Raw genomic sequence first — 25,775 nt, 5'->3', positions numbered from 1 at the left:
TATCTAAGTTTGTCTGATAATGATACAATTTAAATTAGAAGGCGAATTCATTCCCCTTATTCAGTTGTTAAAAGCAACTGCACTTGTACAAAGCGGTGGCGAAGCCCAAACTGTTGTTGAAGATGGTCTTGTAAAATATAACGGCAAGGTAGATTACCGCAAGAGGTTAAAAGTGCGGGTTGGAGATGTAATTGATTTTATGGGTCAGAAAATAACAATCATTTAATGAACAAATTAGACAGTGCCGGACATACCATCCACTTTGAAGCAAACCTTGCTCCTTTAGCAGAAATTTTAGAAAGCAACAAATACAGTAAGATTTTTGTATTTGTTGATCGCAATACCTCGGAATTGTGTTTACCTCAGTTTCAGGAAATGCTGGGAGATTTTACAGGTTTCGATCTGATAGAAACAGACCCGGGCGAAGAGAACAAAAGCATAGATTTTTGTATTGGCATCTGGAAAACACTTTTGGATTTTGGGGCAGACCGTAAATGCCTGATGATAAATTTAGGTGGGGGTGTAATTACTGACATGGGCGGATTTGTAGCTTCAACCTACAAACGTGGAATAGATTTTATTAATATTCCTACTACCCTGCTTTCGCAGGTTGATGCATCAGTAGGTGGTAAAACTGGTATTGATGTAGATAATGTAAAAAATATGGTAGGAACATTTACGCTTCCTCAAGCTGTATTTATTGAAACTTCTTTTCTTAATACATTACCTAAAAGAGAGTTACTTTCTGGCTTCGCTGAAATGATTAAACATGGTTTGATTGTAGATAAGGATTATTATACTGAACTACAAGGCGTTGATTACGAAAAAATTGAAGCCAAGGCGATTTATCGTTCCGTAGAAATAAAAAATGACGTTGTAACTGAAGATCCGCACGAAAAGGGATTAAGAAAGATATTAAATTATGGACACACGATAGGCCATGCTATTGAAACCTATTCATTAATAAATGATAATGCCCCGTTAACACATGGCGAGGCGATAGCGATAGGTATGATTTGCGAAGCCTTTTTATCGGCTAAAAATAACACACTTAGCAACGAGGAGCTTGACAACATTAGCAGTTACATTTTAAAACTTTACCCTAAATATCATATTAAGGAAAAAAGTTTTGACCAATTGCTAGAGTTTATGCAAAGCGATAAAAAGAATGAAAACGGAGAAATTATGTTCTCACTATTAAGCCGCATTGGAGCCTGTGATTTTAACTGCAGGGTATCAAAAACCGACATTTTAGATAGTTTTGCTTATCTGAATAACCTAACATCTAAAGCCAAAAATGCCTAATGTTTTGAACCTAACTAACAACCTTGCAACAAACAATAAATAATTTTTTTAAATTAACTATTGACAAATAAAATTTTGTTAGTACATTTGGCGAAACGAAAAAGAAAATTTTGAAAAACATCACTACATATTGGTTTGGTTACTTTTACTACTTTAGTAAGAGCCGGGACTAATATGCAATAGATCTAATAAGATAAATGTATACGAAGAGTCCCGGCCTAAACCCGGGACTTTTTTCGTTTAAAGAAAAAAACAGTTATGATAATTTCATAACCATTAAACAGGGATAATATTCTAATGAAAAAAGGAACAAGAGTAGCAATTCAAGGTATTAAAGCTTCATTTCACGAAGAGGCCGCATTCAAGTTTTTCGGCAAAGACATTCAAACTATTGAATGTAACTCCTTTAAACAAACGTGCGACGTTTTAGAAAACGGTGATGCTGATTTCGTAGTAATGGCAATTGAAAATTCAATTGCAGGTAGTTTATTACCAAACTACACTTTAATACGTGAGTACAATTTTGCAGTTGTAGGCGAAGTTTACCTGGCTATCCAACTTCACTTAATGGCTTTGCCTGGTGTAAAGTTTGAGGATATCAAATATGCTACATCACACCCTATTGCAATCCGCCAATGTGTTGATTTCTTTGAAGACTACCCTCAGATACAAATTATTGAAGGCAATGATACTGCCGCTTGCGCCAAACGTATTAAAGAAGAGCAGCTTACAGATACAGTTGCTATAGCAAATACACTTGCAGCTGAACTATATGAGCTAAATGTTATTGAAAGACGAATAGAATCTAACAAGAAAAATTTCACCCGATTTTTGATCCTTAAAAGAGATAGGACTGAGAATGAAAGCCCTATAAATAAAGCATCTATATGCTTCCAGGTAAGTAACCATGTTGGTGCACTTGTTAAGGTACTAAATATTTTTGCTGAGCAAAAAGTTAACTTAAGTAAAATACAAAGCATGCCTGTTCTCGGAAAAAGAAATGAATATTACTTCTATGTAGATATGGAATGGAAAAACATGGAAGACTATGATAAGGCTGTCCGTTTGGCCCTGAAATATACCGTAAACTTTAATATCATGGGCGAGTATCAGAAAAACGACAAAGTATAATTAGTATAAACACATCATTTTAAAATAAAAAATTAACACATATAACCCCACAACAATGAAATTACAATTAAACATTCAACCGCTTAACACCTGGCTTAACGTTAACAATGAGCCTTTGATTATCTCAGGGCCTTGTAGTGCTGAAACTGAAGAACAACTATTAACTACTGCTCATTTATTGGCAGCTACCGGAAAAGTTTCTGTTTTAAGAGCGGGTATCTGGAAACCACGTACTCGTCCGGGAGAATTCGAAGGAATTGGAAGCGTAGGTTTAGAGTGGTTAAAAAGAGCTAAACTAGAAACTGGTTTACCAACTGCAGTAGAAGTAGCAAATGCTAAACATGTTGAAGAAGCTTTAGCAGCTGGTGTAGACATCCTTTGGATTGGTGCACGTTCAACAGTAAACCCTTTTACAGTTCAGGAAATTGCTGATGCTTTAAAAGGTGTTGACATTCCTGTATTAGTTAAAAACCCGGTTAACCCTGATTTACAATTATGGATTGGTGCTTTAGAGCGCATCAATGGAGCTGGAATTACTAAATTAGGTGCAATTCACCGCGGTTTCTCTTCATTCGAGAAAAGCTCATTCCGTAACGAACCAATGTGGGAACTTGCTATTCAATTAAAAACTTTATGCCCTGAGTTGCCAATTATTAACGATCCAAGTCACATCTGTGGTAACAGAGAGTTAATTCCTTACATCTCGCAAAAAGCATTAGACTTGGATATGCAAGGCTTAATGATTGAATCGCACGTTGATCCTTCTGTAGCTTGGACTGATGCAAAACAACAAGTAACTCCTGCTGCTTTAGCTGAGCTTGTTGATCGCTTAACAGTTCGTGAACCAGAAACTAAAAACGAAGCAATCTCTGATCAATTAGCCGAATTCCGTAAGCAAATTGACAAAATTGATGACATCTTATTACAAAAATTAGGTGAGCGTATGTCTATAGTTGCTAAAATTGGTGAATACAAACGCGATAATCAGGTTACAATTTTACAAGTAAACCGTTGGGATGCCATCATTAAAAAAGGTGTTTCATTTGCAAAAGCATTAAAATTAGATTTAAACTTTACTGAGAAATTCTTAGAACTTGTTCACGGTGAATCTATCCGCAAACAAACTGAGATTATGAACGCAGGCAAAGCTGAAAAAGGAATTGCTGCAGAAGCACACACAGAAGTTAAATCTTAATAATGAGTAAACATGCGCTTGTTTCTTTTAAAGGAAACAAACAAATAGATACAGAAATTACACTAACTGGCTCTAAAAGTGAGTGTAACAGAGCATTAATTATCAGCTTTTTGAGTAAGGGGACTGTAAAGGTTGATAACATGTCGAATGCTGCTGATACTGTTACATTAAACAGTATACTAAGTAATATCTCGCAAAACAACCCGCATCAACAAACCGTTGATGTGGGCCCTGCGGGTACTGCAATGCGCTTTTTAACTGCAACGCTTTCTACCCTACCTGGTAATTTTTTATTAACAGGAACAGAAAGAATGAAGCAGCGTCCAATCGGTATTCTTGCAGAAGCATTAAAAAACATTGGTGCAAAAATCACTTATCTGGAACAAGACGGATTCCCTCCATTAAATATTAATGGCCCGTTAATGCAAAGTGCTGATACAGTTAAAATTAAAGGCGATATAAGTAGTCAGTATATTTCTGCTTTATTGATGATTGCTCCTACTTTGCCACAAGGCCTAACCTTACAAATTGAAGGCGAACTAACCTCCCTTCCGTATGTAAAAATGACCTTGAATATGCTCGAAGAGACTGGTATTTCTCATGAATGGTCTGGAAACAACATCACCGTTAAACCTCAGTCTTTTAAATCGGCAACTCTTGCGGTTGAACCTGACTGGAGCGCAGCTTCATATTGGTATAGCATAGCTGCTCTTGCTCAAAATTCACAGATCGGCCTACCTTATCTTAAAGATAAAAGCCTACAGGGCGATAGTCGTATCAGAGAAATAATGACAGCCTTTGGAGTAAAAACAGCTAAAACTGAGAAAGGAATTAACCTGACAACTACTGAAACAGATTTCAATGATGAAATTCTTGATTTAAAAGACTGTCCGGATTTAGCACAAACCATTATTGTGTGTGCTGCTGCTTTAAGAAAAAACCTTAAATTCACTGGTCTGGAAACCTTAAAAATCAAAGAAACCGACCGTGTTTTGGCTCTACAAAATGAACTTTCAAAAATTGGTGTAACATTAACTGAAGATAATTTTGTTTATACTTTAAACTGCGATAAGCTAAACTTTCCTGAAAGAGTATCATTTGCAACTTACGAAGACCATAGAATGGCAATGGCGTTTGCCCCGCTTAGTCTTGTAATAAATGAGGTTGTTCTGGAAGAAATGGATGTTGTAGAAAAATCTTATCCTGACTTCTGGAAAGATTTAGTAAAAGCAGGGTTTACAGTTACAGAGATTTAATTAATAACATAAAATAATTCAAAAATGGCAGGCAATACATTCGGGCAATTATTTCGCATCACTACCTTTGGTGAATCACATGGTACAGCCATTGGTGTCATTTTAGATGGATGTCCGGCGCAATTGCCCATCGATCTTGATTTTATACAATCAGAGTTAGATAAACGCAAACCAGGACAATCTAAGATTACTACCCAGCGCAAAGAAAGCGATACGGTACAAATCCTTTCTGGCACATTTGAAGGGAAAAGTACAGGTACTCCAATTGCAATGCTTATTCCAAACGAAGATCAGCGCAGCAAAGACTATAGTCATAACACTGATGTTTATCGCCCTTCGCATGCCGATTATACTTATGATGCTAAATATGGCATTCGTGATCATCGTGGTGGTGGACGTTCATCAGCTCGTGAAACAGCTGCCCGTGTTGCGGCAGGAGCTATTGCCAAGTTGTTGTTAAAACACCATGGCATTGAAATTTTCGCTCACGTATCTTCGGTAGGTAAAATAGAAGCGCCTAATCTTGAAAGTAAAAACATAGCTGATTTGTTGGCTGTGCGCGAAGAAAATATTGTTCGCTGTGCAGATCCGGCAATAGCAAATCAAATGATTGAATTTATTGATAGTGTACGTAAGGATGGCGATACGGTAGGTGGCAAGGTCAACTGCATTGTTAAAAACTGTCCTGTTGGTTTAGGCGAACCTGTATTTGATAAACTTCATGCAGATCTTGGTAAAGCCATGCTAAGCATTAATGCTGTTCATGGTTTTGAATATGGATCGGGATTTAGCGGAAGTGAAATGAGGGGATCTGAGCATAATGATATCTTTTTGGCAAATGAAGGTCAGCCTAAAACGCTTACCAACTTTTCTGGCGGAATCCAGGGAGGTATTTCTAACGGAATGGAGATCAATTTCACGGTAGCCTTTAAACCGGTTGCAACGATCATGCACAATCAGCAAACCATAAATGCTGCTGGTGAAGCTGCAGAAATTAAAGGAAAAGGCCGACACGATCCATGTGTTGTACCTCGTGCGGTTGTAATTGTTGAAGCAATGGCAGCATTAGTGCTTGCCGATCATTTACTTCGAAACAGATCAAGCAAATTAGCATAACAGAAAATCAACAAAGTTAATCTAGGCTCTCCTTAGATCATGGTCTAAAGAGAGTCTAAGTTGAGTCTGATCAGAGTCTGAGATAACTCTGAAGAGTTATCTTCTCTGGCAAGTCAGTTTTTAGTTATTTTTAGAATATAGAAGGGTATTTTGATGCGTTATTGTCGTGCATAATTTGATACACGGTTTCAATAATATCATCAACAGATGGCTTACTAAAATAATCTCCATCTGATCCGTAAGGCGGACGGTGAGCTTTAGCTGTAAGTGTTCTTGGTTGACCATCTAAGTGGTAATAACCATTTTGTTCTTCCAGTACTTGCTGCAAAATAAACGCAGCGCCTCCACCCGGAACGTCTTCATCAACCACCAATAGTTTATTTGTTTTCTTTAAAGATTCTGCACAAATCTGTTTAGTATCAAAAGGCAGTAATGTTTGAGGATCTATTATTTCAACTGAAATCCCTAATTGGGCTAATTCTTCTGCTGCTTCTTCAACAACCCTTAAAGTAGCTCCGTAAGATACAATTGTAACATCATTTCCAGTTCTTACGATCTCTGCCTCTCCCAAAGGAACAGTGTATTCGCCAACATTTTCGGGTAGTTTTTCTTTTAATCTGTAACCATTAAGGCATTCAATAACCAGAGCAGGTTCATCAGATCTGAATAAGGTATTGTAAATGCCTGCTGCTTGTGTCATATTACGTGGCACACAAATATGTAAGCCTCTTAATGAACCCAAAATCATTGCCATTGGAGAGCCGGAATGCCATACACCTTCTAATCTGTGTCCACGGGTTCTGATAATAACCGGTGCTTTCTGACCGGCTTTAGTTCTATATGATAAACTGGCCAGATCATCACTTAAAATATTAAGTGCATATAATAAATAATCAAGATACTGAATTTCTGCAATGGGCTTTAACCCACGCAAAGCCAAGCCAATACCCTGACCAATAATTGTCATCTCTCTAATGCCTGTATCGGTAATTCTTAAATTGCCATACTTAGCCTGTAAGCCTGCAAAACCTTGATTTACGTCGCCAATTGCGCCCAAATCTTCGCCAAAGGCAACTAAACGCTCATCACGTGCAAAATTAGCATCAAAGCAAGCATTCAATAGCTCACGGCCGTCAACCATTTTACTTTCCTCAGTATACTTTGCCCTTACCTTGTTAACCAATAATGGGCTTTCTATTCCATCAGTAAATAGTTTGGAATTGTACCTGTCTTCATTTAACGAGGCCTGGCTATTGTACCAATTTATCAGCTCATCTCTTTCTGGAGAAGGATTATTTATACTAAAGCGCAACGCTTTTCTGGCAGAAGACACAACTTCTTTACGTAATGCATCAGGTGTACCAGCTAACAATGCTGCAATTTTTGTGATTATAGGATTGCCATTTGCAATTCTATTGATCATATCAATTACCTGTTCCTTCTCAACTTTAATAGTGGCAAGGAATTCATTCCAGGCTTCCCTCTGCGTTTCGCGCACCAGCTTTTTTGCAGTTGCTTCCAGTTCCGATATTTCTTCCTCTGAAATAATAGCCGATTCAAGCATCCATTTACGCATCTGCGGAATACAATCATATTCTCGCTCCCACTCTAAACGGTCTTTACCTTTATAACGTTCATGAGAACCTGAAGTAGAGTGCCCTTGTGGCTGGGTAACCTCTGTAACGTGTATCAAAACAGGAACATGTTCAGTTCTGCATACATCTATGGCACGCTGATAAGTTTCGCACAACGCAGGATAATCCCATCCCCTTACCTTAAATATTTCGTAACCATTAGTATCTTCATCACGTTGAAATCCTTTCAGAACTTCTGATATATCTTCTTTAGTAGTTTGAAACTCAGCAGGAACTGAAATCCCGTAGGCATCATCCCAGATAGAAATCGCCATTGGAATTTGCAATACCCCGGCAGCATTAATTGCTTCAAAAAACACCCCTTCAGAAGTAGATGCGTTGCCTATAGTACCAAAAGCAACTTCATTTCCATTCACAGAAAAGTTTTTAAGGTAGCTTAACTCTGGATTTTGTCTGTATAATTTAGAAGCATAAGCCAAGCCTACTAAACGAGCCATTTGTCCGCCAGTAGGAGCAATATCAGATGAAGAGTTTTTTATCTCTGTCAGGTCTTTCCAGCTACCATCATCATTAAGTGAACGTGTAGCAAAGTGACAATTCATTTGTCGGCCTGCAGATGCCGGATCAGCCTCAACACTTGGATTTGCGTATAATTGTGCAAAAAACTCCTTTAGCGTACAAATTCCGGTTGCAAAGGCAAAAGTCTGATCTCTATAGTAGCCAGAACGCCAATCGCCATTTTTAAACGCTTTGGCCATAGCTATCTGAGGAATCTCTTTACCATCACCAAAAATACCAAACTTCGCCTTGCCCGTTAATACTTCTTTACGTCCTAATAAACTAGCCTGTCTGCTTTCGTAGGCTATTTTATAGTCGTTAATAACAATCGTTTTGAAATCATCAAAACTTAACTCTGAAGCATCAATTGGGTTCGTTGTAAGTTTACTATTTGGCGTCATAAGCAAATCAGTTATGGGGCAAAGATACATAAATTCTAAAGTATGACTTAACAGTGTGAGTTAATTTATATATTGGAATACTTTTTGAATTATCGTTTAAAACATTAAATTTGTTTTAAAACCCACATAAGATGAAAAAGTTATTATTACTATTTACATTAATTTTAGGAATAAGTGTTGCATCAAATGCTCAATCTAAACCTGCTGAGTTTAAATTTGACAAAGAGACTTATGACTTTGGAAAAATCCCCTTGAACAAACCTGCATCTGTAGATTTTAAATTCACTAATATTGGAGATCAACCATTAATTCTTAGCAAAGTAGAAACAACTTGTGGCTGTACAGTACCTGAATACACTAAAACTCCAATTAAAAAAGGAGAAACAGGAACTATTAAAGTTACTTACAATCCTACTGCAGCACTTCCATTTAGCAAAAGCATTACCATTACTTCTAATGCTAAAACCACTACCAAAGTTCTTTACATTAAAGGCGAAACTGTAGCTGGAAGCACAAAATAGAATCATACAAAGATATTTCTAAGAAAAGACCTCGTTAATCAACGAGGTTTTTTACTTTTGTACCATGCCAAGGATTTCAGAGAAAGGGGTACAAATGCCCGCTTCGCCAATTAGAAAACTAACCCCATTTGCTGATCAAGCAAAAAGAGACGGAAAAAAGGTGTACCATTTAAATATTGGACAACCTGATATAGCAACTCCTGAGGTGATGTTAAATGCGATCAAAAACATAACTTTTAATGTTTGGGCCTACACACCATCTGAAGGTACATTGAGCTATAGAACAAAACTGGCTGAATACTACAATAAACTTGGGTATAACATTACGCCTGAAGATATTCTGGTAACAGTAGGCGGGTCTGAGGCTATTACCATTGCCATGCAAACCTGTATTAACGAAGGCGACGAAATTATTGTTCCTGAGCCTTTTTATGCCAACTATAATGGTTTTGCATGTATGAGCAATATAGTTGTAAAACCAATATTATCTCATATTGAAAACGGATTTGCGTTACCTCCAATTGCTGATTTTGAAAAATTAATAACCTCCAAAACAAGGGGAATTATTATTTGCAATCCTAATAACCCTACAGGTTATTTATACTCTAGAGAGGAACTTGAGGCACTTAAAGAACTTTGTTTAAAATATGACCTATTCTTGTTTTCTGATGAGGCTTACAGAGAGTTTTGCTATGATGGCAGAGAATTTATCTCTCCCTTATACCTGGATGGTCTGGATGAAAATGTAGTTGTAATTGATACGGTTTCTAAGCGCTACAGTGCTTGCGGTGCAAGGCTTGGCTGTATTATCACCAAAAATAAAGAAGTAATTCAATCGGCATTAAAATTTGCCCAGGCCAGGTTAAGTCCGGGTATGGTTGAACAAATTGCCGGGACTGCGGCTGTTGATACTCCTGATAGTTATTTTAAAGAAGTAAACAAAGAGTATACCTTACGGAGAAATACACTGGTAAATAGATTAAATGCAATTGAAGGTGTTTTTTGTCCTAATCCGGGTGGTGCTTTTTATGTGGTTGCTAAATTACCAATAGATGATGCTGATAAATTTTGCCAATGGATACTGGAAAGCTTCACGCATAATAATGCAACCATTATGATGGCCCCTGCTACCGGTTTTTATTCAACAGAGGGTTCTGGAAAAAATGAAGTAAGAATGGCTTATGTTCTAAATACTACAGACCTTAACATGGCGATGGATTGTCTTGATATTGCATTAAAACAATATCCCGGCAGAACTATAGCGTAAATTTTGTATCTTTGTTTATGATTTATGGTTGAAAGGAGTAGTTAACCTTATACCATTATCGCATATAATGGGCTCGTTCTGGATTTGACAGGGTGGCGCTGAGTATGTAAGCATGCAGTGCGTTGTACGGAGAGCACTTAAAAGATAACGTTCAAACTATAATTGGCGAAAATAACTACGCCTTAGCTGCCTAATTTAGAATTAGATAAGCTTTTGTTCCTCTAGCTGCTGCATCGTTAGGTTAGAATCCGGAGCATCGAAATAACGAAGCTGGCATTTGTAAGGTACGCTACATTTGCGAGATAAAGTACCTAAGGTGAAAGGTTAGGTCGGTTTCCAGCCCGCCATATCCCTACAATTAATTGGAAAATAAGCATGAAGAAAGCATAATTTATCACACAACTGGACAAGGGTTCGACTCCCTTCGGGTCCACAAAAAACCTCTATTTCATTGATTTACAATCAGTTACGTATTTGAAATAGAGGTTCTTTTATTATTAGCTTATTTTCTAAAGCACTGATAATCAATTAAATAAGAGTTCAACTCCCCTCTCACATATGATCGTTTTCCCCGCCTAAAACACAATCAACTGATTATCAACTCAATAACCCTCATCCAGTGAATCCTTATCTTCATAAAGCTCCTTTAGAATTATATCTGTGATCATTTTTGCAATTAAATTCAATACAGCTTCGTTTTTCATTTTTTCGGAATCGCTGGAAACCTTGTCTATTTGAAGGTTAATATCATTTATTTGAAGATCAATATCAACAGTTGACTCAATTCTTCTTGCTTTTCTCTTTTTCATAATTCTAGATTTATTTAGAAGTTATGAAAAAAAGGAAAAGCATCACCTCAGAAAAACATTCACATATGATCTCAATGTATATATTATCAAAATTGGGGAAAACCACTGGAATTCCAACCTAGTCCAAAAATCAGTGTTTAAACAATATCTAAATAGGTTTTAAAACACGACTCCCCCGAATGACGCACCTCATTTGTAGTATGTTTTGGTTGCAATTACTATAGGTGTATATTATCTTTTATCTCAAAAACATAATACCTACTTAACACTAATTTAAACTCAGATATTCATTTGGGGTCATACTTGTTTTTGTTTCGCTGATAGGTTTACTACTGCAATACTAGTCAATTGATTCCAGGGCAAGGCGACCGCCAGACAGGCCATTAGATTTCGTATTTTTGTTCTTTCCATTTAAACGAATACCCAACCTTAATTAATACTACCTTTAAAAAGTATCAAAACTTGTTTATGTTCACATCAGATCATATTTTATTTATAAAATTGCCTTTGCAGAATAACATTTCTGTCAATCAAAATTGAAGTCCAAATAAAGTACTACAAGCAACTTACTAACAAAGTTAAAATCTAGATTTATTCAACCTGCTGCCTTATTATTACCTAATAGATTTTAAAACAAGTTACCGGTAAAATAAAATAATCCTGAGAGACAACATCAACCTTCCGTTCCAATAGTGCAGCTAAATGTCATACTGTTAATGATGTTATAAGCGGCAAATAATTGTAAATTTACATTTTAGTTAAAAATTTAAGCCTTTAGATTGCTTTTATCAAATTGATTTTTTCGATACCTAGATATCCCAAATGGAATACCTTCCTCCCCCCTAGCCTACCTCACCGGGTGATAGCGGCTAGCCTTCCTCTCGGTTTTTATTCCATTGGATTTGATAAATTAAGATAGGCATTAACTGAGGTGTAGTTAGCAATATTGTTTCTTTAACGTAACTTTAACCTTGCCATGTTAAGCCATTACCTGTCCCGTGGTAACCAATAGGACAGGTAACATTAACCAGAACAACAATGAACGAAGAGCACAAAAAACAACAGTTATCGTAGAAGCTTTTCCCGCTGAAAACGGGGATAGCCTGCTTGTAAGTTTTCAGGACTGTCATCTTCTAATCGACACTGGCTATGAAGAAACTTTCAACAAACATCTGACACCACGATTCGCCGAACTAAAGCGGGCAGGGCAAAAGCTTTCCAGGCTGATCATCACCCATGTGGATCAGGACCACATCCATGGTGCAATACCAATGATCAAAGCAAATGGGAATACGGATCAAAATCAAATTATCGGAATAGACCAGGTCTGGCACAACAGTTATAGGCATTTACACAAAGGGGAAGATCCAACAGACATCAGTTCCGAAGGGAAGCAACTGCTGTCCCGTCTTAACACCTCGGGTAGCTCGGTCGGAGGAACTGTCAGTTTCAAGCAAGGATCTTCCCTAGCAGCAGAACTACTTTCCGGGAAATACAAGTGGAATTGCGATTTCGACCAGGGTCCAGTAGTTGCACCTTACGAACCTGTTTCCATTTCTGAGGATGTTACCATCACACTGCTGTCACCGACAGCAGAAAAACTGGAGAAACTGGAAAAATTTTGGAAGAAAGAATTAAAAAGAATAGGCTTCAAGCTTTACAAATCCATTAATTACCTTCGAAGTTAAAGATACTTCCACTATAAGCAATTTGCAATGTGTACGAATGTAAATAGGGTCTGCTGATAAATCGAATTGGCTTTGATAATCAAAGCGTTAATTTCCGGCAGAGATTTTGGTCAATCAAATCTATTGTTATAGAGAAAACTGAGGGCACTGATCTTAACTTTACGTCCTATGGTAAGCAATTCCTGATTCGCAATAAGGTATTTAACAGCCAGTCAGAGGTATATCCGTTAAACGGATCCTATTGGGAAACACCCCTCCTCTTAAGACTGATGCATTCATTAGAAGAGTTACTGAATCATAAGGAATATCTGTATCAAGAGGAATGGCTCTCGCTACATATATTGGGAATAGCAACTATTAGCAACAATAATCGATTGCAATACCTTAGCAGAGTCGTCATTTAAAAGATTTTTAGATGATTGTTGGCAGGAAATGAAAGGAAAAATAACAGCCATTTGTAGGCTTAAGTTTGACAATGCATGACATAAATTATCTTTTTTGTCATAAGATACTTTCAATATTTCTTTAAAAAATTGACTATAAATGATTAAAAATTGCAACGACATCCCCCTATTTATCCAAATAAGTTTATTAGAAATTGGAATGGCCATATCAAAATCTGTAACGTTTCCAGAGATACAGTCCAAACCATGTAGATAGCCCTCAACTACACATTCGAATAAATTCCGTGCATTATAAGTATCTGAAAATTGATGGTTTTCATTGCAAATAATGATTACTTCATCGTCATTTGAGATTGCATCTTCTATTGCAAGCCTAATTTCTAACCAATAATTAAGATAACCATTTCTACGCTTTACTCCTATTTTTTTTATGAGGAACTCATCGCGACCGTCAAATTGAGAAGAGATTTTAGCGTGGCACTCTGCTTCTTCAGAAAAAAAAACGTACGTGGGGAGACTAAAGCCCACTTGGTGTGGCCCTAGGTTATCTACTTGCGAGACTTTCTCTTTGTAGTGTCGGTTGATCTTATTAAAGAAAATGACTTTATCAGAACTTCTTTTAAACAACAGCTTAACTCTTCCCTCAACATTATTTGCTGACGTAATGTCTGAATATCCAAAATCTTTCTGAATAGAAATAAACGGGTGAATAAAAAAGATTTTTTTGAAGATATCAGAAAGTTTGAAATCAGAGGAATCAAATTCAGTAAATTTCACATCAATAATTTGCTTAAAGGCTGACTTGAAAATTATCATAAATTGAGTACCTGTAAATTTTTCAGCCCAATATAAATTATCGGTAGCTTTTAAAATGGAAGAAAACCAACTTACTCCTCCAAGCACAATATCTGCATCAATTTCTGCCGCCTGTCGAATACTATGTGAAAGAGTTTGAAATGAATAACTGTTTGTAAACTGATGATCATCTTCACAAACCAAAATATAGTCGCCTTTTTTGGGAATAGCATCACTGATAATTTCTACAAGTGTTTTCCATAGTCCTACGGCACCTACTTTGTCTCTGATCGCTTTTACCAGAAGAAGATTAAACTCCTCTTTTCCTGAAAACTCGTGATATATGTGTTGCTTGCGTTCCTTGCGTTTTTCAAGGTTAATTACATAAGTACTAATCATTTCAAAGCTCTATTCTGTACTAACACTCCATTGTGGGGGGGGAGGGCATGTATCCTGTGTGCAAGTACCACAACCACTCGCCATAGTGGGCGAGCCTGGAGACCCGAGATAGAATCCGAAATCATCTCCTCCAAAAAAGTTTTTCATTTCATCAATTGATAGATTTTCTATATCCTGTTTTTTCAATTGACCAAAGTATTTGCTTAATTTAAGTTTTTTCATTGGTTCTTTTTAGCGTTAAGTTATATTGCAATATATTATTTTTTTTAAAAAAACATAATTAACGATTAAGTCATGGAAAAGTCATTAATAATTATTGCCACCACATACTATACCAACAAACTTAAATATTAGTCAGATCCGTATTGAAACGGGATTGGACCGCGGTACCATCCGGAAGTACCGCTCACTCTCAGAGAAGGGTTTTCATGACTGGATATCCCGACCAAGAAATCTGCCCAAGAAATTAGGCATCTACTATAGTTTTGTAAAAGAGCACCTTGAGCTGCAGCCCTACCTTTCGTCAGTGCAAATCGAAGATCGGTTAATGGAGCGTTTTACCGATCTTCCAGAGGTTCATAGTAAGACCATTTATAATTTTGTAAAAACATCCGGCTAGAGCATGGATTGGTCAAATACAAGGATAAAGATGCCAGGGATTATGAAAAGCTACCGGAAACACCTTATGGTGAGCAAGCGCAGGTAGACTTTGGTCAGGCATTCTTGCAAACGGATACAACTTATCAAATGAAAGTATATTTCTTTGCCATGGTTCTGAGCGGCTCCCGACAGAAGTTTGTTTACTTCCAAAACCATGCATTTACCACCGCTACTGCCATTTATGCTCACGAACTGGCTTTTGAGTACTTTCAGGGTATCCCCAAAAAGATCGTTTATGATCAGGATCGTGTTTTTATCCAGGAAGAAAACCTTGGGGATGTATTGCTTACTGATGGTTTCCGTAGTTTCTGTGACAGAAATCCTTTTGAGCCAATCTTTTGCAGAAAGGCCGATCCTGAGTCTAAAGGGAAAATAGAAAATGTGGTTAAATATGTAAAACACAATTTCCTGCGGGGAAGATTATATAAATCTATCCCAGTACTACAAAAAGAGGCGATGGAATGGTTAAAACGTCGTGGTAACGGAAAAGTGCATGGTAGCACCGGAAAAATCCCTCACCAGGAATGGATCATAGAACAAAAACATCTTCACCAAAACAGCACAGTTCCAGCGCTTCCCAAAGCTATGCTACCAGAGTACTTTGTTCGAAAAGACAACTGTATCACCTATCGTGGCAACTATTATAGTCTCCCTCCCGGAACCTATAATGGACAAGGCACTAAGGTGTTTTTGGAAGTAAAAGGTAGTCGTATGTACATCTACAACATTACAAATCAGATTTTGGCACAACATCTCATCTCACAGCAAAAGGGTTGTTTAATACGTATGGAAGGTCATACAAGAGCGAATACAACAGTGTTAATTATAGAATCTCTTTAGGGGTACCATGTTACAAAGAACTAGCTGTGCGATCAAGCCACAGTCACTGGCATCGTCATTCAGGATGTCCAGATCACGAAACAAGCGATTGTACAGGCAGTTCTTTGTAATGTATTTCAGCCCATCTATACCTTTCCCTTAATTTCAGAATCTGCTTTTCTGCAGAACCAAGCTCTGAACCAACGTTCTTCTGGATGGCCTTTAAAGCCTCTGGTCATGATGGTATTACCCAGGTTTTCTGACACCAGAAACAGCCTGTTCTGGTCATATACAATTTCAGCTGGGGTATCCCCGAAGAGCTTCAAAAGCTTCCTTATGTACCTGAATTACTGTTTCGGTGGTAAAGGAGCGTCAGTAAGTAAAACGTACTTATACCTTGAACCCGCAAGTATGAATGCTTTAAGAATAATACAAGGCTATTGAAACTTTATTATGGCGATTTTGACCTTGAGGGAATTTACCGATTACGGACAGTGTCTTTAAGTATAGAACATATCTTATATCAATTAATGACAATCTAAAACAGATTATTTTGAAAAATATTCAGCTCATCCAAATACATTAAAAATACTAGATTTAGACTTGTCACTACGGTTCAGAAAACTCTGGGAGAGAAAATTTGAGGAAGAGCAGATAAACTTATATTAGATTGCCTTGATAACCATATCTGTAAAACCAAATAAATATAGTTTTACAGAATAACAAGATACTTTTAATGCCATGATCCTAAAAAATAATGAACAGCATAAGCATCATCAATTTTCTCCTGTATGCTATCATCAATATCATCATTGATTGCTCGACGAGACTCATTAACAGTAAGAGGGTAAATAAAATTCGACGACAGAAGCTTAATCTCTTCTTTTCGCTCATAATTATTATAAATATCTGTTAATGCAAAAGGTCCGGCAGTAGATAGGATATTCTTTATATACGATTCTTCATTTTTCCAGGTATAAGATGGGAGTATACTACAGATCGTTTTAAAAAAATCATTTTCGGGTTTGGTTGCCATAAATGCATTACAAATGATTTTATTTTTGCGAAATTGTTCACAATGTTCCCTAGGTTCCAAACCAAACACGCTATCACAATCCGATATCAAAGGCTCAATATTTTTCAAACATTCAAAATCCATATCAATAAACACTCCCCCGATCTTATATAAGATAAAATACCTTACTGCATCTACACGTTGAATATTTTTTTCATATGAATCATACTGAAGTAGAAAATCAGGAAAAAATCTTTTAATGAATTCCCGATTCATTTCATCAGTCCATAAAATATAGTGCCAATCAGGGTGATTTTCTTTCCAAGTTTCAGTTAATAAATTTAAATGTGTTGGGGGGAGTTATCCTTATATGTCTGATGAATGATTCTCGGAATAATACACTTATCCAAATCCAAAATCGTATTGATTTGACCAAGCACACAAGAAGATGTTAATACTTTTCGGGGATGATGGAATCCTTTGAACCGAAAATCAAAAGGGATGATTGGGTTCCATATCACAGACCTACTACAAACTGGATTAGGAACTGGATCATACCCAAGGAATGTTGCGACACTGGCAAAACGCAATTCACTGTTCAACCCACGGTAATCTGGCTTTATTATCTCTTCACCAATAGCTTTCATTGCTTTTTCCGATACCAAAATACCACAAAAAGGAACTATCCCAGTAGCATACAATCTTGCTCTATCAGGTAATTTTTGCTTAGTACTAAACCAGTACCAAGAATCTCTTTCAGGATATTTAACTGAAGGAGCAACCACATCCATATTCCAAGTATTTGAAAAATACTCCTCTACACTAATATCACACCAGCAATCCCATTCAATTAATAAAAATCTTTTTGATTCGACACTTTTGGTTTTATCATTGTACCAATTAAAAATAGAGAGATCAGAACTTAACCAGGCTTCGTTGCTGTCTTCAAATTGGTTAATAATAACTAGAATTTCAACACCGGGATTATATTGTTCAAATGTCCTTTTATTTTCCTCAAAACATTTAATCTTTTCAGGATTACTTTCTTTGTGCCATACTATTAGGATGGTTAATTCTTTTATCATTTAAATTGCAATTGGATTTTTCAAATTTTCATCAGTTTATATCGTCAATATTGACCAACATGATGATACCTCTTTTTTAACTTTCACTAATTTTGAATTCAGACTACTACATAATTCTCATAAAATGTTTTTTTTCAAATATTTGCTTGCCTATAAAATTAAAAATCACGTATCCTTTCTTAAAATACAAGCTATTATTTTTTTCATTACTACAGCCACACATTAACTCCCTTTTATTAAAGAATAAAACAATTGATAGAAAGTATCCTGTATTTTATCAAATGTTATTAAACCTCTCTCTTCATAAGCTTTTAAACTTGTAAATAAATCAGTGCAACATGGAGTCTGATTCTGAAACTGGGGAAGGCCTAAAAGAAATTCAATAGCTTCTTTCTGGATTTTAATAGTTTGCGCTCTCATTTCAGAATGGAATAATGCTGTAGTCTGTGTAGATGAAATTCTATAGTCAAGTAGCGGTTCCCCTATTATATAGAACCTAGCTCCGAGTTTCGCCGCTTCAAACCAAAGCCTAAAATCTTCAGCATACTTAAAATCTATGTATCTTAAATTATTTGTCATGAAAAATTCCTTCCGTAACATCACCGTTGGGTGTGCTATGAAATTTTGAACTATCATTTTCATTATAGGTGCAAGAATTCTTCCCTCGTAACCTTTTTTTATTTTTGGTTCGAAATCATCCCCAATAAATCTATAACCTGTACCACAAATATCTATCTGAGGAATTGAAACCATGGTGTTAAATTGAATCAATAACCTATCTTTATACATAATATCATCACCGTCCATTCTTGCTATAAATTTGGCTTTTGATATAGAAAGTCCCTTATTCAAATTATTAATCAACCCTTTTGTTTCATTGTAAACCGTGATTCTACGGTCCTTAAAACTATGTATTAAATTTAAAGTATCATCGGTTGACTTATCATTGAATATTAACAATTCAAAATTTTCTAAACTTTGACATAGTATGCTTTCTAAAGATTTAACGATGAATTTTTCACAATTCTTTACAGGCATTATAATTGACACTTTAGGCAATTTATCTTTACTCATTGAAATAATTTTTAATTTAAAAACTGCTAATTATTTATAAGGAATTGCAATTATCATATAATTTTAATATCATTATCTTCAAAATAGTACTATAAAATAAACTTGAGCAATTATGCTTTCCTATATTTAGATTATTTAAACTTTCCAACAATTCAACGGCTGAAATTCTTCCATTTTCAAATAATAGCTTATCTAGCTTATAAGCCTCTTCTGAATACTTTAGGTATTCAAGACTTTGCTGATAGTCTTTATAATTTGCAATAGCATCATTATAGGCGGAATAAATTAATTTTTCTAAATCTCTTGACCGAATAGAATTTCTCAGCTCTAATTCATGTAGGTTTATCTTGGCCTGTTTCACATTGACATCTAGAGACTTTTGGTTAAATACCGGTACACTTAAAGAAAAGAGAACACTTCTGCTCAAATTAGTATTTAGAATTTGGTCAAAATAACCTGCACTATTTGTATACATATTTTTGTAATTGCTCGAATAATTTGAGCCTACATTAAAATTAACATTTAAAGAAGGCATCCTCATTGCGCTGGCCGCTTTTAATTTATATTCTAGGGATTTAACTTCTAAAACACTGGATCTTTGTAGAGGATGATTAATCTGAACATCTTTCACAATCCTCTCAGGTAAGATATCCAACAAATAATTAAAATGATCATTAGTATTATTCATAGAATCAATAATATCAAACTCACTTTTTCCATTAAGATTAAGTAACTGTTTTAACTCCAATTTAGTCTGGCTAAGATTAAGTCGACTTCGATATAGTCCACTACTATCTTTAGCCAATTGGGATTTTAATTTTAAAGAATTAATTCTGCTAGCTCTACCATAAACAATCAAAGAGTCGGCCTTTAATATTTGCTTATGAATCAACAAAATAGCTTCATTTGATAATTTCACCTGCTTTTTAGCTTCCAGTAAGCTAAGATAAGCCACAATTAAGTTCAACTTCAAATTAATTTTTGAATTTTCAACTTCATAAGACACTGACTGATAGTGGTATTTGACTGATTTTATCGAATTTCTCACGTTAAACCAGTTAAACAACATTAAGTTACTTTGTAATCCATAACTTTGATAAGTTATTCCCTTATTAGTAAATTCATTTGTAGTGGGGTCAACTGATCTTCCTATTGACAGCCCTAGATTAGATGATATAGAGAGGGATGGAATCTTTTTGGCATGTTGAAGTTCACTTTGTAATTTAGTAGAACTTTCTTGGATCCTAGATTGTTCTAACTCCAAATTATGAGACAAAGCATAGTTTATACAACTATCAAGCGTCCAATTAGTTTGACAAGTAGCTTGTAGAGAAATTAGAAAGCACGCCAGAAAAACAAACTTATATAGTATTTTCAATTTTGAAAAATTTAAAACGTAAATATTTTAAGAGCAGCAGCAAGAATCTCATCTTCTCCCATAATTTCTCTATTGATGATTCTTTTCACTGTAACATCAGGACATATCCCTATCGATTGTGTCTCTCCATTATCAGGATACAAAACTCTTACACCTGAAAACATAAAATTAAAATACTGCTCTCCTAGCATTTGAATAGTAGCAACATCACCATCTGCCCCTGCAGTCGGCCTTCCTATAAAAGTTATTTTTTCCCTTCTAGCCTTTAACATCATTGCTAACATTTCTCCACGACTTTGAGTCTCTTCGGAAACCAGAACAATTACATTACCTTTAAAATAAAGAGAGTCTGAAAAAGATTTATTCAGGACTTCTCTTAATAACCCCGGATAACTTGTAGTTGGCATAAATTTTAACAATTCAACGCTATCTTTCAAAAAGTAAGATACAAATTCAATAAAATCCCACGATGGATACTTTCTGCAATCGATGATCACCTTATTTACATCTTGTAAAAAAGCTATTGTATTTTTTTTATCCTTTACACTCCAGCTATGAACATCTAAATACAAGGTATTTTTATCTATGGATTTAAATCCAACTGCTTTGTCCTTTTTCCCTTCACCCAGTTCCTTATTAAAAAAATCGAGATAATTTGGTTTTGATTTTTTATTAATTTCAAGTCTTGTATTATTTACTTTTGAATTGTGAAGGTATTCGATAAACAATGTATCACCATATTGTGGGCTAACCCCTAAAAGGTTTCCCTTTTCTATGTAATAATCTTTCATTTCAATCCTTGAATGACCAACATACTCTCTAAGCTGATCCAAATAGCTTTCTACCTTTCTTTTATTGATCGAGACAATCATATCTCCAACTTTAATCCCTGTCTCGATAGAGAATGTTTCATCAATCTTTTTTACAAATACAGAGTCCTTACTTTGTATTCCAAAAGAGATTGGAAGAATGATAAGATTTTTGCCATAAACATAACTTGCAAAAGAATACGAATCAGTTGGTAAGGCAGCATGACCATCCTCAATCAAAGCATTTAACGATAATAGTGCGTTCCCATATTTCAAAGAATTTGTGGCTCCAATAAACCTAGGAATCAATGATTTTAAAGAACCCTCCCAATTGGCTTTAATCAAATATTTATAGGGATAATAATATTCAATTATATTCCAATATCTAAAAAGAGACAACAGTCTAAATTTCATTTCGGGTAAAAAGTTCTTATTGTATGCATTTTCTTTAAACTGAGGTACAGGATTATCTGAACTGTCAGTACTAACAACAAACTTATTATTAAAAGGAACGAAATGATCTTTGAAACCAATTAGAATGTCCTTACTTCTTTCAGAAAGAAATTTTGATTTGATTATCCAATTACAATCGAGATTAATGCGTTCATTGTTATTAGATTCTTGCAATAGATCAAATTTTCTATCTTTTTTAACTTCGGTTGCTTGAGCTATACTCAAAAGATATTCAATAGATTCCTCAAAAGACTTTTGAGAATTTTTGTTCAATAAAAAATCAAGCTGTCTAATTAACACTGCATCCCAATCTATATTATTCCGGCTGATTTCAGGCGAGTAATACTTTAGAAACCCCCAAACTTTGGAAAAAATTTCAAGTCTATCAATTTCCTCCTCATTGTGAAACAATCGTTTTAAGTAGGTCTTTCTCCACTCTTTTCCAAACTCGCCCTTAGTTATCTCTAATTTTAGGTTTGAAATTAGAATTTCATTACGACCTTTAATCTGAACTCCAACCCTAATGGAATCAATTTTCCTATCAAATGGTATAAAGAAATTAATTTTCCCATTTTCATCAATGATCTTGCTTAAATCATAGCTTATTAAAAATATCGAATTTTTATTCTTATTAATGGCGTTAACAAAGATTAAAGCACTACTTGAGTCTTCTACACTGAAGTTATCTAGACTTCCTGTTACAACTATCGCTCCACTATCAACTTCACCTATTGTTAATTGATTAATTAGAGTAGTAACTCCAGAATCATTTCTTAACACCAATTTCTCGATAGTCGGGTCGGTTATATTTTTAATTTTTATACTTGCATTTTTTTTATCACCGGACACAACCCTCCAACCCGAATGCTTAAAATTATATTTTTGGCAAGTACCCAATTCAGAACTAAGCATGATCAGAAGAAAAATAATTACCCTCATAATTTAATTTTATTTTGAGCTATCACTGATCTATAATAAGAATCTAATAGGTAATAAATAATAAACTCTTCAAACCTTTGATTAACGGAAAAAAGTCGATTTACAAACATGTGAACATGGCTCTCAAGAAAACTATCAATACTCTTGGTATCGTCAATTTTCACATCATGAACTATACTAGTTAATTTTCTAAAATATAAATCCAAATTTAAATTTTCCACCTGAGATAATTTTTTATTCAGAAAGTTCAGATTACCTCTTACAGACCTATATTGGTTTTGTAGAGCAGCTTTCAAACCTTTATCAAGGTTGTAATTAAATTCAACAGAAAATCTCTTAAATGACCTATTATAGAATTCCGATTTTTCAGATAAACTATAATCAAATATATCCAAAGTTCGATCAATTATCATTAGAGCTACATTTTGTAAATTCAAACCACTATTTAGAACTGCTTTTTTCTCAACAAGAAAAACCACAAGTTCACTGTTGATATGGAACAGGTCCTCGCTCATCACAATGCTATTGTCACCATATCTTTCTATTTCCCTTTCATATGTATCAGTAACGATATTAGTAATAAAATTATCTTTGATCATTGGTTGTAATTGACCAAAAAGATCCTTAATAAGTTCATCGATATCTTTAGATACGAGAAATCTAAACCGTAAATGTGGAAAAGGATCCCCATATCTAATAAAAAACCATGAAGTAATATTTTTATTAACTTTATTCCTTTTGAGAACTGAGCTAAGCTTAATTAATACCTTATTGAGATTTTTTTGTTTTGCATATATTTTAATATAAAACCAATCGTCACCCAGAAAAAATTTTCGTTTATTTTTAATAGGCTTGATCCAATCTGTAATGAAAGGCTGAAGGACCCTTTTCTTATTCGATACACTAAAAGGAATAATAACTTCGTTTGAGTAGATATTTAAATCTCCATCATTAAAAGACTGCTTAACTTCATTGTTACTTGTGATAAATTCAAAAAGTCTAACAGATTTATTTTTACCCACTTCTTTTTCTAGTATATCAATACAGATTCCTGTAGAAAGATCTAATGTTAGAAAATTATCATACTGTTTTAAAACCACAATCATTGGTAAATCAATTTTCTTTTGAATAACGCGAAGCTCTTCAAGAAAGGTAGTTTTATTTAACTTTACTGCTTTTTGTAATTCCAGACAATCAATGCTCCACTGAGCTGGCGACAGGATACAGTTATTAAATGTAACTCTGGGCAAAAAAGCCTGATCAGCTAAACTTACTCCCCAATTCCAAAATTGTACAGAGTCTAAATTTTGATATTGAACATCGCACAAAAAATGGTATATATCCAAACTTCCGCTTGAATAATTGTGTGCAGAAGATAATTTTGGAATTATACGTTTTTTCAATTTTTTGGAAAACAAAACAATTTCATTACCCACCAATTTAACATAAAGATCATCTATTGTTATTTTCTTTTCGGAAGGAACACCAGAAAGAGACAAAAACTCTATTTCATAGTCAGTTATTATTGGACGAGAAAGAATATTCCCTATTCGTGCTTGAGGCAGATGGGCAATCTCCGCCGTAATACAACCCGTTTCTTTTTCCTTTTCTATTAAATCTAGTACATTATCATACAATTTATCATCCGAGTGACAAAATCTCCCAAGTAGACTTGTGGTTGACAAAGAGAAGCCATTTATTGAAAAATATTTTTCGTTCAGATCATTATGGGTGATATTTGCCATTACACTAAACGATGAGGGAAGTCCTCGAGTATGAGATTTGTAAGGCTTAAGATCTTCTTCTTGGATGATTATTTCTTTATTACCTGATTTCAAGAACTCCAGAAACTTCTTTAAAGCAAGTTTCTCCAGGTTGCTTATTCTAGATTCTTGAGTAGAATAGAAATCCGATAAACTTTTAGCATTCCTATACCCCATTCCTGTTTCATTATCAAAAAGCTCAACAAGCTTAACCGACTGATTATCATATCGTTCTAAAAATGCCTTTTTGAATTTTTTTAAGGTATGATTTTCATTAATGGTATTATTAATTGAATGAATTTTCTTTATTGAATTGAATAAATGATCAATTGATTTGCGCTCAATCGATAAAGTACTTGATACCTTGGAAGTATCCATCTGAAATAACTTACTTTCATTTACAGCTCCATCCTTACATAAAGTCTTAAAAAGTTCTACAATTCTCTTATAAGTATCTACATTATTATCGCCATTCTCTATCGAACTAATTAGATGAGATATGCTCTCTAATGCTTGGAAAATAGGAATAACAGATGGTTCATATTTAGAAATATCGGCAAGTTTTCTATGAATGATATTAAAAAATTCGTCACCCGTCACATTCGGTTCAATACAACTATACAAAACATTATTATCAATTAAAGAATCTACATATCCCTTAATTTCATCTCTCGTAAAATCATATAAACCACATAATTCGTTAACAATTTTAAAATAAGATTTGCCATTATTTGAAATGCGTAGGATATCCTTTAAGATTGCATCACTAGTTATTTTACTTAAGTGAAAAGTACGGTCTCCTTTTACGTTATACTTATATTCTATATATTTTAGTTTACCATTAATCTTATAAATGGCAGAATTAGGAAAATACTCTAAATTCTTCCTAATTTCCGGAATATTCTTTAAGTGATTAGATAGGCTACATAAAGAATCCATATCTAATCTTAAATTTTTAATAATTTTATTCGCAGGAATAATGAAATTATCACTGTCTGACACCAGTCCTACCATACAGTTTGCAAATAAACCAAACGGAGTACATCTAGTACTTGCTCTTGAAATATATTTGAAAATAGATTTTGTTAAACGGTTTATTTCAACAGAATTTAAATTTAAAGGATTTTCCTTATGCTTTTTAATTTCATCATAAAGAGTTGGAGATGCCAGATAAATAGCCTCTAGTAAATCATCGTTTAGGTATTGCCAGATTGCATCAGTTTCGCTTTCGTTCCTAAGTTTTTTGAACAAAGAATAAAAGTTCGATAGTGGTAACATGGGAGTTCTCAGCACAAAAAAATTGGAGTCCCATTTTATATTTTCCATAAATCAGTACTTTA

22 protein-coding genes and 1 other RNA gene are annotated in these 25,775 nt (G+C 34.8%); 12 read left to right on the top strand and 11 right to left on the bottom strand.

Annotation, left to right across the window (positions count from 1 at the left end):
• Window positions 1–19 precede the first annotated feature (19 nt).
• From CPT03_RS02365 to aroC, 6 genes are all read left to right on the top strand, one after another.
• Window positions 20–226: an RNA-binding S4 domain-containing protein gene (locus CPT03_RS02365; RefSeq protein WP_048906717.1), complete on the top strand. Its 207-nt coding sequence runs from the start codon at window positions 20–22 to the stop codon at window positions 224–226.
• Window positions 226–1,305: a 3-dehydroquinate synthase gene (aroB, locus tag CPT03_RS02360; protein ID WP_099437341.1), complete on the top strand. Its 1,080-nt coding sequence runs from the start codon at window positions 226–228 to the stop codon at window positions 1,303–1,305. Before CPT03_RS02365 ends, aroB begins: the two co-directional genes overlap by 1 nt.
• A 297-nt stretch (window positions 1,306–1,602) precedes the next feature.
• Window positions 1,603–2,436 carry a prephenate dehydratase gene (locus CPT03_RS02355; RefSeq protein WP_099437340.1) on the top strand — a complete coding sequence of 278 codons (834 nt, stop codon included), beginning with the start codon at window positions 1,603–1,605 and terminating at the stop codon, window positions 2,434–2,436.
• 55 nt (window positions 2,437–2,491) lie between these two features.
• Entirely contained in the window at window positions 2,492–3,631 is a 1,140-nt protein-coding gene (locus CPT03_RS02350) for a chorismate mutase (protein ID WP_099437339.1), read from the top strand.
• Between the two features lie 2 nt (window positions 3,632–3,633).
• A complete protein-coding gene (gene aroA, locus CPT03_RS02345) occupies window positions 3,634–4,887 on the top strand; it encodes a 3-phosphoshikimate 1-carboxyvinyltransferase (protein WP_099437338.1) in 1,254 nt (417 codons plus the stop codon).
• 24 nt (window positions 4,888–4,911) lie between these two features.
• Complete coding sequence (gene aroC / locus CPT03_RS02340) at window positions 4,912–6,003, top strand: chorismate synthase (protein WP_099437337.1); 1,092 nt, start codon at window positions 4,912–4,914, stop codon at window positions 6,001–6,003.
• A gap of 130 nt (window positions 6,004–6,133) precedes the next feature.
• Here aroC and CPT03_RS02335 read toward each other — a convergent pair whose 3' ends face one another.
• Entirely contained in the window at window positions 6,134–8,557 is a 2,424-nt protein-coding gene (locus CPT03_RS02335; protein WP_099437336.1) for a thiamine pyrophosphate-dependent enzyme, read from the bottom strand.
• Window positions 8,558–8,688: 131 nt separating this feature from the next.
• Between CPT03_RS02335 and CPT03_RS02330 the strand changes: the two genes are divergently transcribed.
• The 3 genes from CPT03_RS02330 to ssrA all read left to right on the top strand — a co-directional run bounded on the left by CPT03_RS02330 (window position 8,689) and on the right by ssrA (window position 10,781).
• A complete protein-coding gene (locus CPT03_RS02330) occupies window positions 8,689–9,078 on the top strand; it encodes a DUF1573 domain-containing protein (protein WP_068891054.1) in 390 nt (129 codons plus the stop codon).
• Between the two features lie 64 nt (window positions 9,079–9,142).
• On the top strand, window positions 9,143–10,345 hold the full coding sequence (locus tag CPT03_RS02325; protein ID WP_099437335.1) for a pyridoxal phosphate-dependent aminotransferase: 1,203 nt from the start codon (window positions 9,143–9,145) through the stop codon (window positions 10,343–10,345).
• Between the two features lie 69 nt (window positions 10,346–10,414).
• Window positions 10,415–10,781: a transfer-messenger RNA gene (gene ssrA / locus CPT03_RS02320) on the top strand.
• A 166-nt stretch (window positions 10,782–10,947) separates the two neighbouring features.
• On the opposite strand, the gene CPT03_RS02315 is transcribed toward ssrA, so the two are convergent.
• A complete protein-coding gene (locus tag CPT03_RS02315; RefSeq protein ID WP_099437334.1) occupies window positions 10,948–11,154 on the bottom strand; it encodes a hypothetical protein in 207 nt (68 codons plus the stop codon).
• Between the two features lie 998 nt (window positions 11,155–12,152).
• Between CPT03_RS02315 and CPT03_RS02310 the strand changes: the two genes are divergently transcribed.
• The gene (locus CPT03_RS02310; protein ID WP_157766328.1) at window positions 12,153–12,842 is read left to right on the top strand and encodes an MBL fold metallo-hydrolase; all 690 of its coding nucleotides are present in this window, start codon (window positions 12,153–12,155) and stop codon (window positions 12,840–12,842) included.
• Window positions 12,843–13,174: 332 nt separating this feature from the next.
• On the opposite strand, the gene CPT03_RS02305 is transcribed toward CPT03_RS02310, so the two are convergent.
• A complete protein-coding gene (locus CPT03_RS02305) occupies window positions 13,175–14,440 on the bottom strand; it encodes a hypothetical protein (protein ID WP_099437332.1) in 1,266 nt (421 codons plus the stop codon).
• Window positions 14,441–14,449: 9 nt separating this feature from the next.
• Complete coding sequence (locus CPT03_RS02300; RefSeq protein WP_099437331.1) at window positions 14,450–14,662, bottom strand: hypothetical protein; 213 nt, start codon at window positions 14,660–14,662, stop codon at window positions 14,450–14,452.
• A 94-nt stretch (window positions 14,663–14,756) separates the two neighbouring features.
• Between CPT03_RS02300 and CPT03_RS22735 the strand changes: the two genes are divergently transcribed.
• Together CPT03_RS22735 and CPT03_RS02295 are read left to right on the top strand one after the other, a co-directional pair.
• Window positions 14,757–15,059 (top strand): hypothetical protein, encoded by a 303-nt coding sequence (locus CPT03_RS22735; RefSeq protein WP_157766327.1) that lies wholly within the window; start codon window positions 14,757–14,759, stop codon window positions 15,057–15,059.
• Between the two features lie 8 nt (window positions 15,060–15,067).
• The gene (locus CPT03_RS02295) at window positions 15,068–15,940 is read left to right on the top strand and encodes a DDE-type integrase/transposase/recombinase (RefSeq protein ID WP_157766326.1); all 873 of its coding nucleotides are present in this window, start codon (window positions 15,068–15,070) and stop codon (window positions 15,938–15,940) included.
• Window positions 15,941–16,065: 125 nt separating this feature from the next.
• On the opposite strand, the gene CPT03_RS02290 is transcribed toward CPT03_RS02295, so the two are convergent.
• The 7 genes from CPT03_RS02290 to CPT03_RS02260 all read right to left on the bottom strand — a co-directional run bounded on the left by CPT03_RS02290 (window position 16,066) and on the right by CPT03_RS02260 (window position 25,761).
• Complete coding sequence (locus CPT03_RS02290; protein WP_099437329.1) at window positions 16,066–16,245, bottom strand: hypothetical protein; 180 nt, start codon at window positions 16,243–16,245, stop codon at window positions 16,066–16,068.
• 407 nt (window positions 16,246–16,652) lie between these two features.
• Window positions 16,653–17,228 (bottom strand): glycosyltransferase family 32 protein, encoded by a 576-nt coding sequence (locus tag CPT03_RS02285; protein ID WP_245870029.1) that lies wholly within the window; start codon window positions 17,226–17,228, stop codon window positions 16,653–16,655.
• Between the two features lie 47 nt (window positions 17,229–17,275).
• A complete protein-coding gene (locus CPT03_RS02280; protein WP_099437327.1) occupies window positions 17,276–18,019 on the bottom strand; it encodes a hypothetical protein in 744 nt (247 codons plus the stop codon).
• 222 nt (window positions 18,020–18,241) lie between these two features.
• Window positions 18,242–19,093, bottom strand: coding sequence for a glycosyltransferase family 2 protein (locus CPT03_RS02275; RefSeq protein ID WP_099437326.1), 852 nt, complete (start codon window positions 19,091–19,093; stop codon window positions 18,242–18,244).
• A gap of 34 nt (window positions 19,094–19,127) precedes the next feature.
• Window positions 19,128–20,471 carry a TolC family protein gene (locus CPT03_RS02270; RefSeq protein WP_099437325.1) on the bottom strand — a complete coding sequence of 448 codons (1,344 nt, stop codon included), beginning with the start codon at window positions 20,469–20,471 and terminating at the stop codon, window positions 19,128–19,130.
• 11 nt (window positions 20,472–20,482) lie between these two features.
• A complete protein-coding gene (locus CPT03_RS02265) occupies window positions 20,483–22,672 on the bottom strand; it encodes a S41 family peptidase (RefSeq protein WP_099437324.1) in 2,190 nt (729 codons plus the stop codon).
• On the bottom strand, window positions 22,669–25,761 hold the full coding sequence (locus CPT03_RS02260; RefSeq protein ID WP_099437323.1) for a lantibiotic dehydratase: 3,093 nt from the start codon (window positions 25,759–25,761) through the stop codon (window positions 22,669–22,671). Before CPT03_RS02260 ends, CPT03_RS02265 begins: the two co-directional genes overlap by 4 nt.
• Window positions 25,762–25,775 lie beyond the last annotated feature (14 nt).

It is taken from the genome of Pedobacter ginsengisoli (genome assembly GCF_002736205.1).
Lineage (GTDB): Bacteria > Bacteroidota > Bacteroidia > Sphingobacteriales > Sphingobacteriaceae > Pedobacter > Pedobacter ginsengisoli_A.
This window is presented reverse-complemented; position numbering and strand designations above follow the sequence as displayed.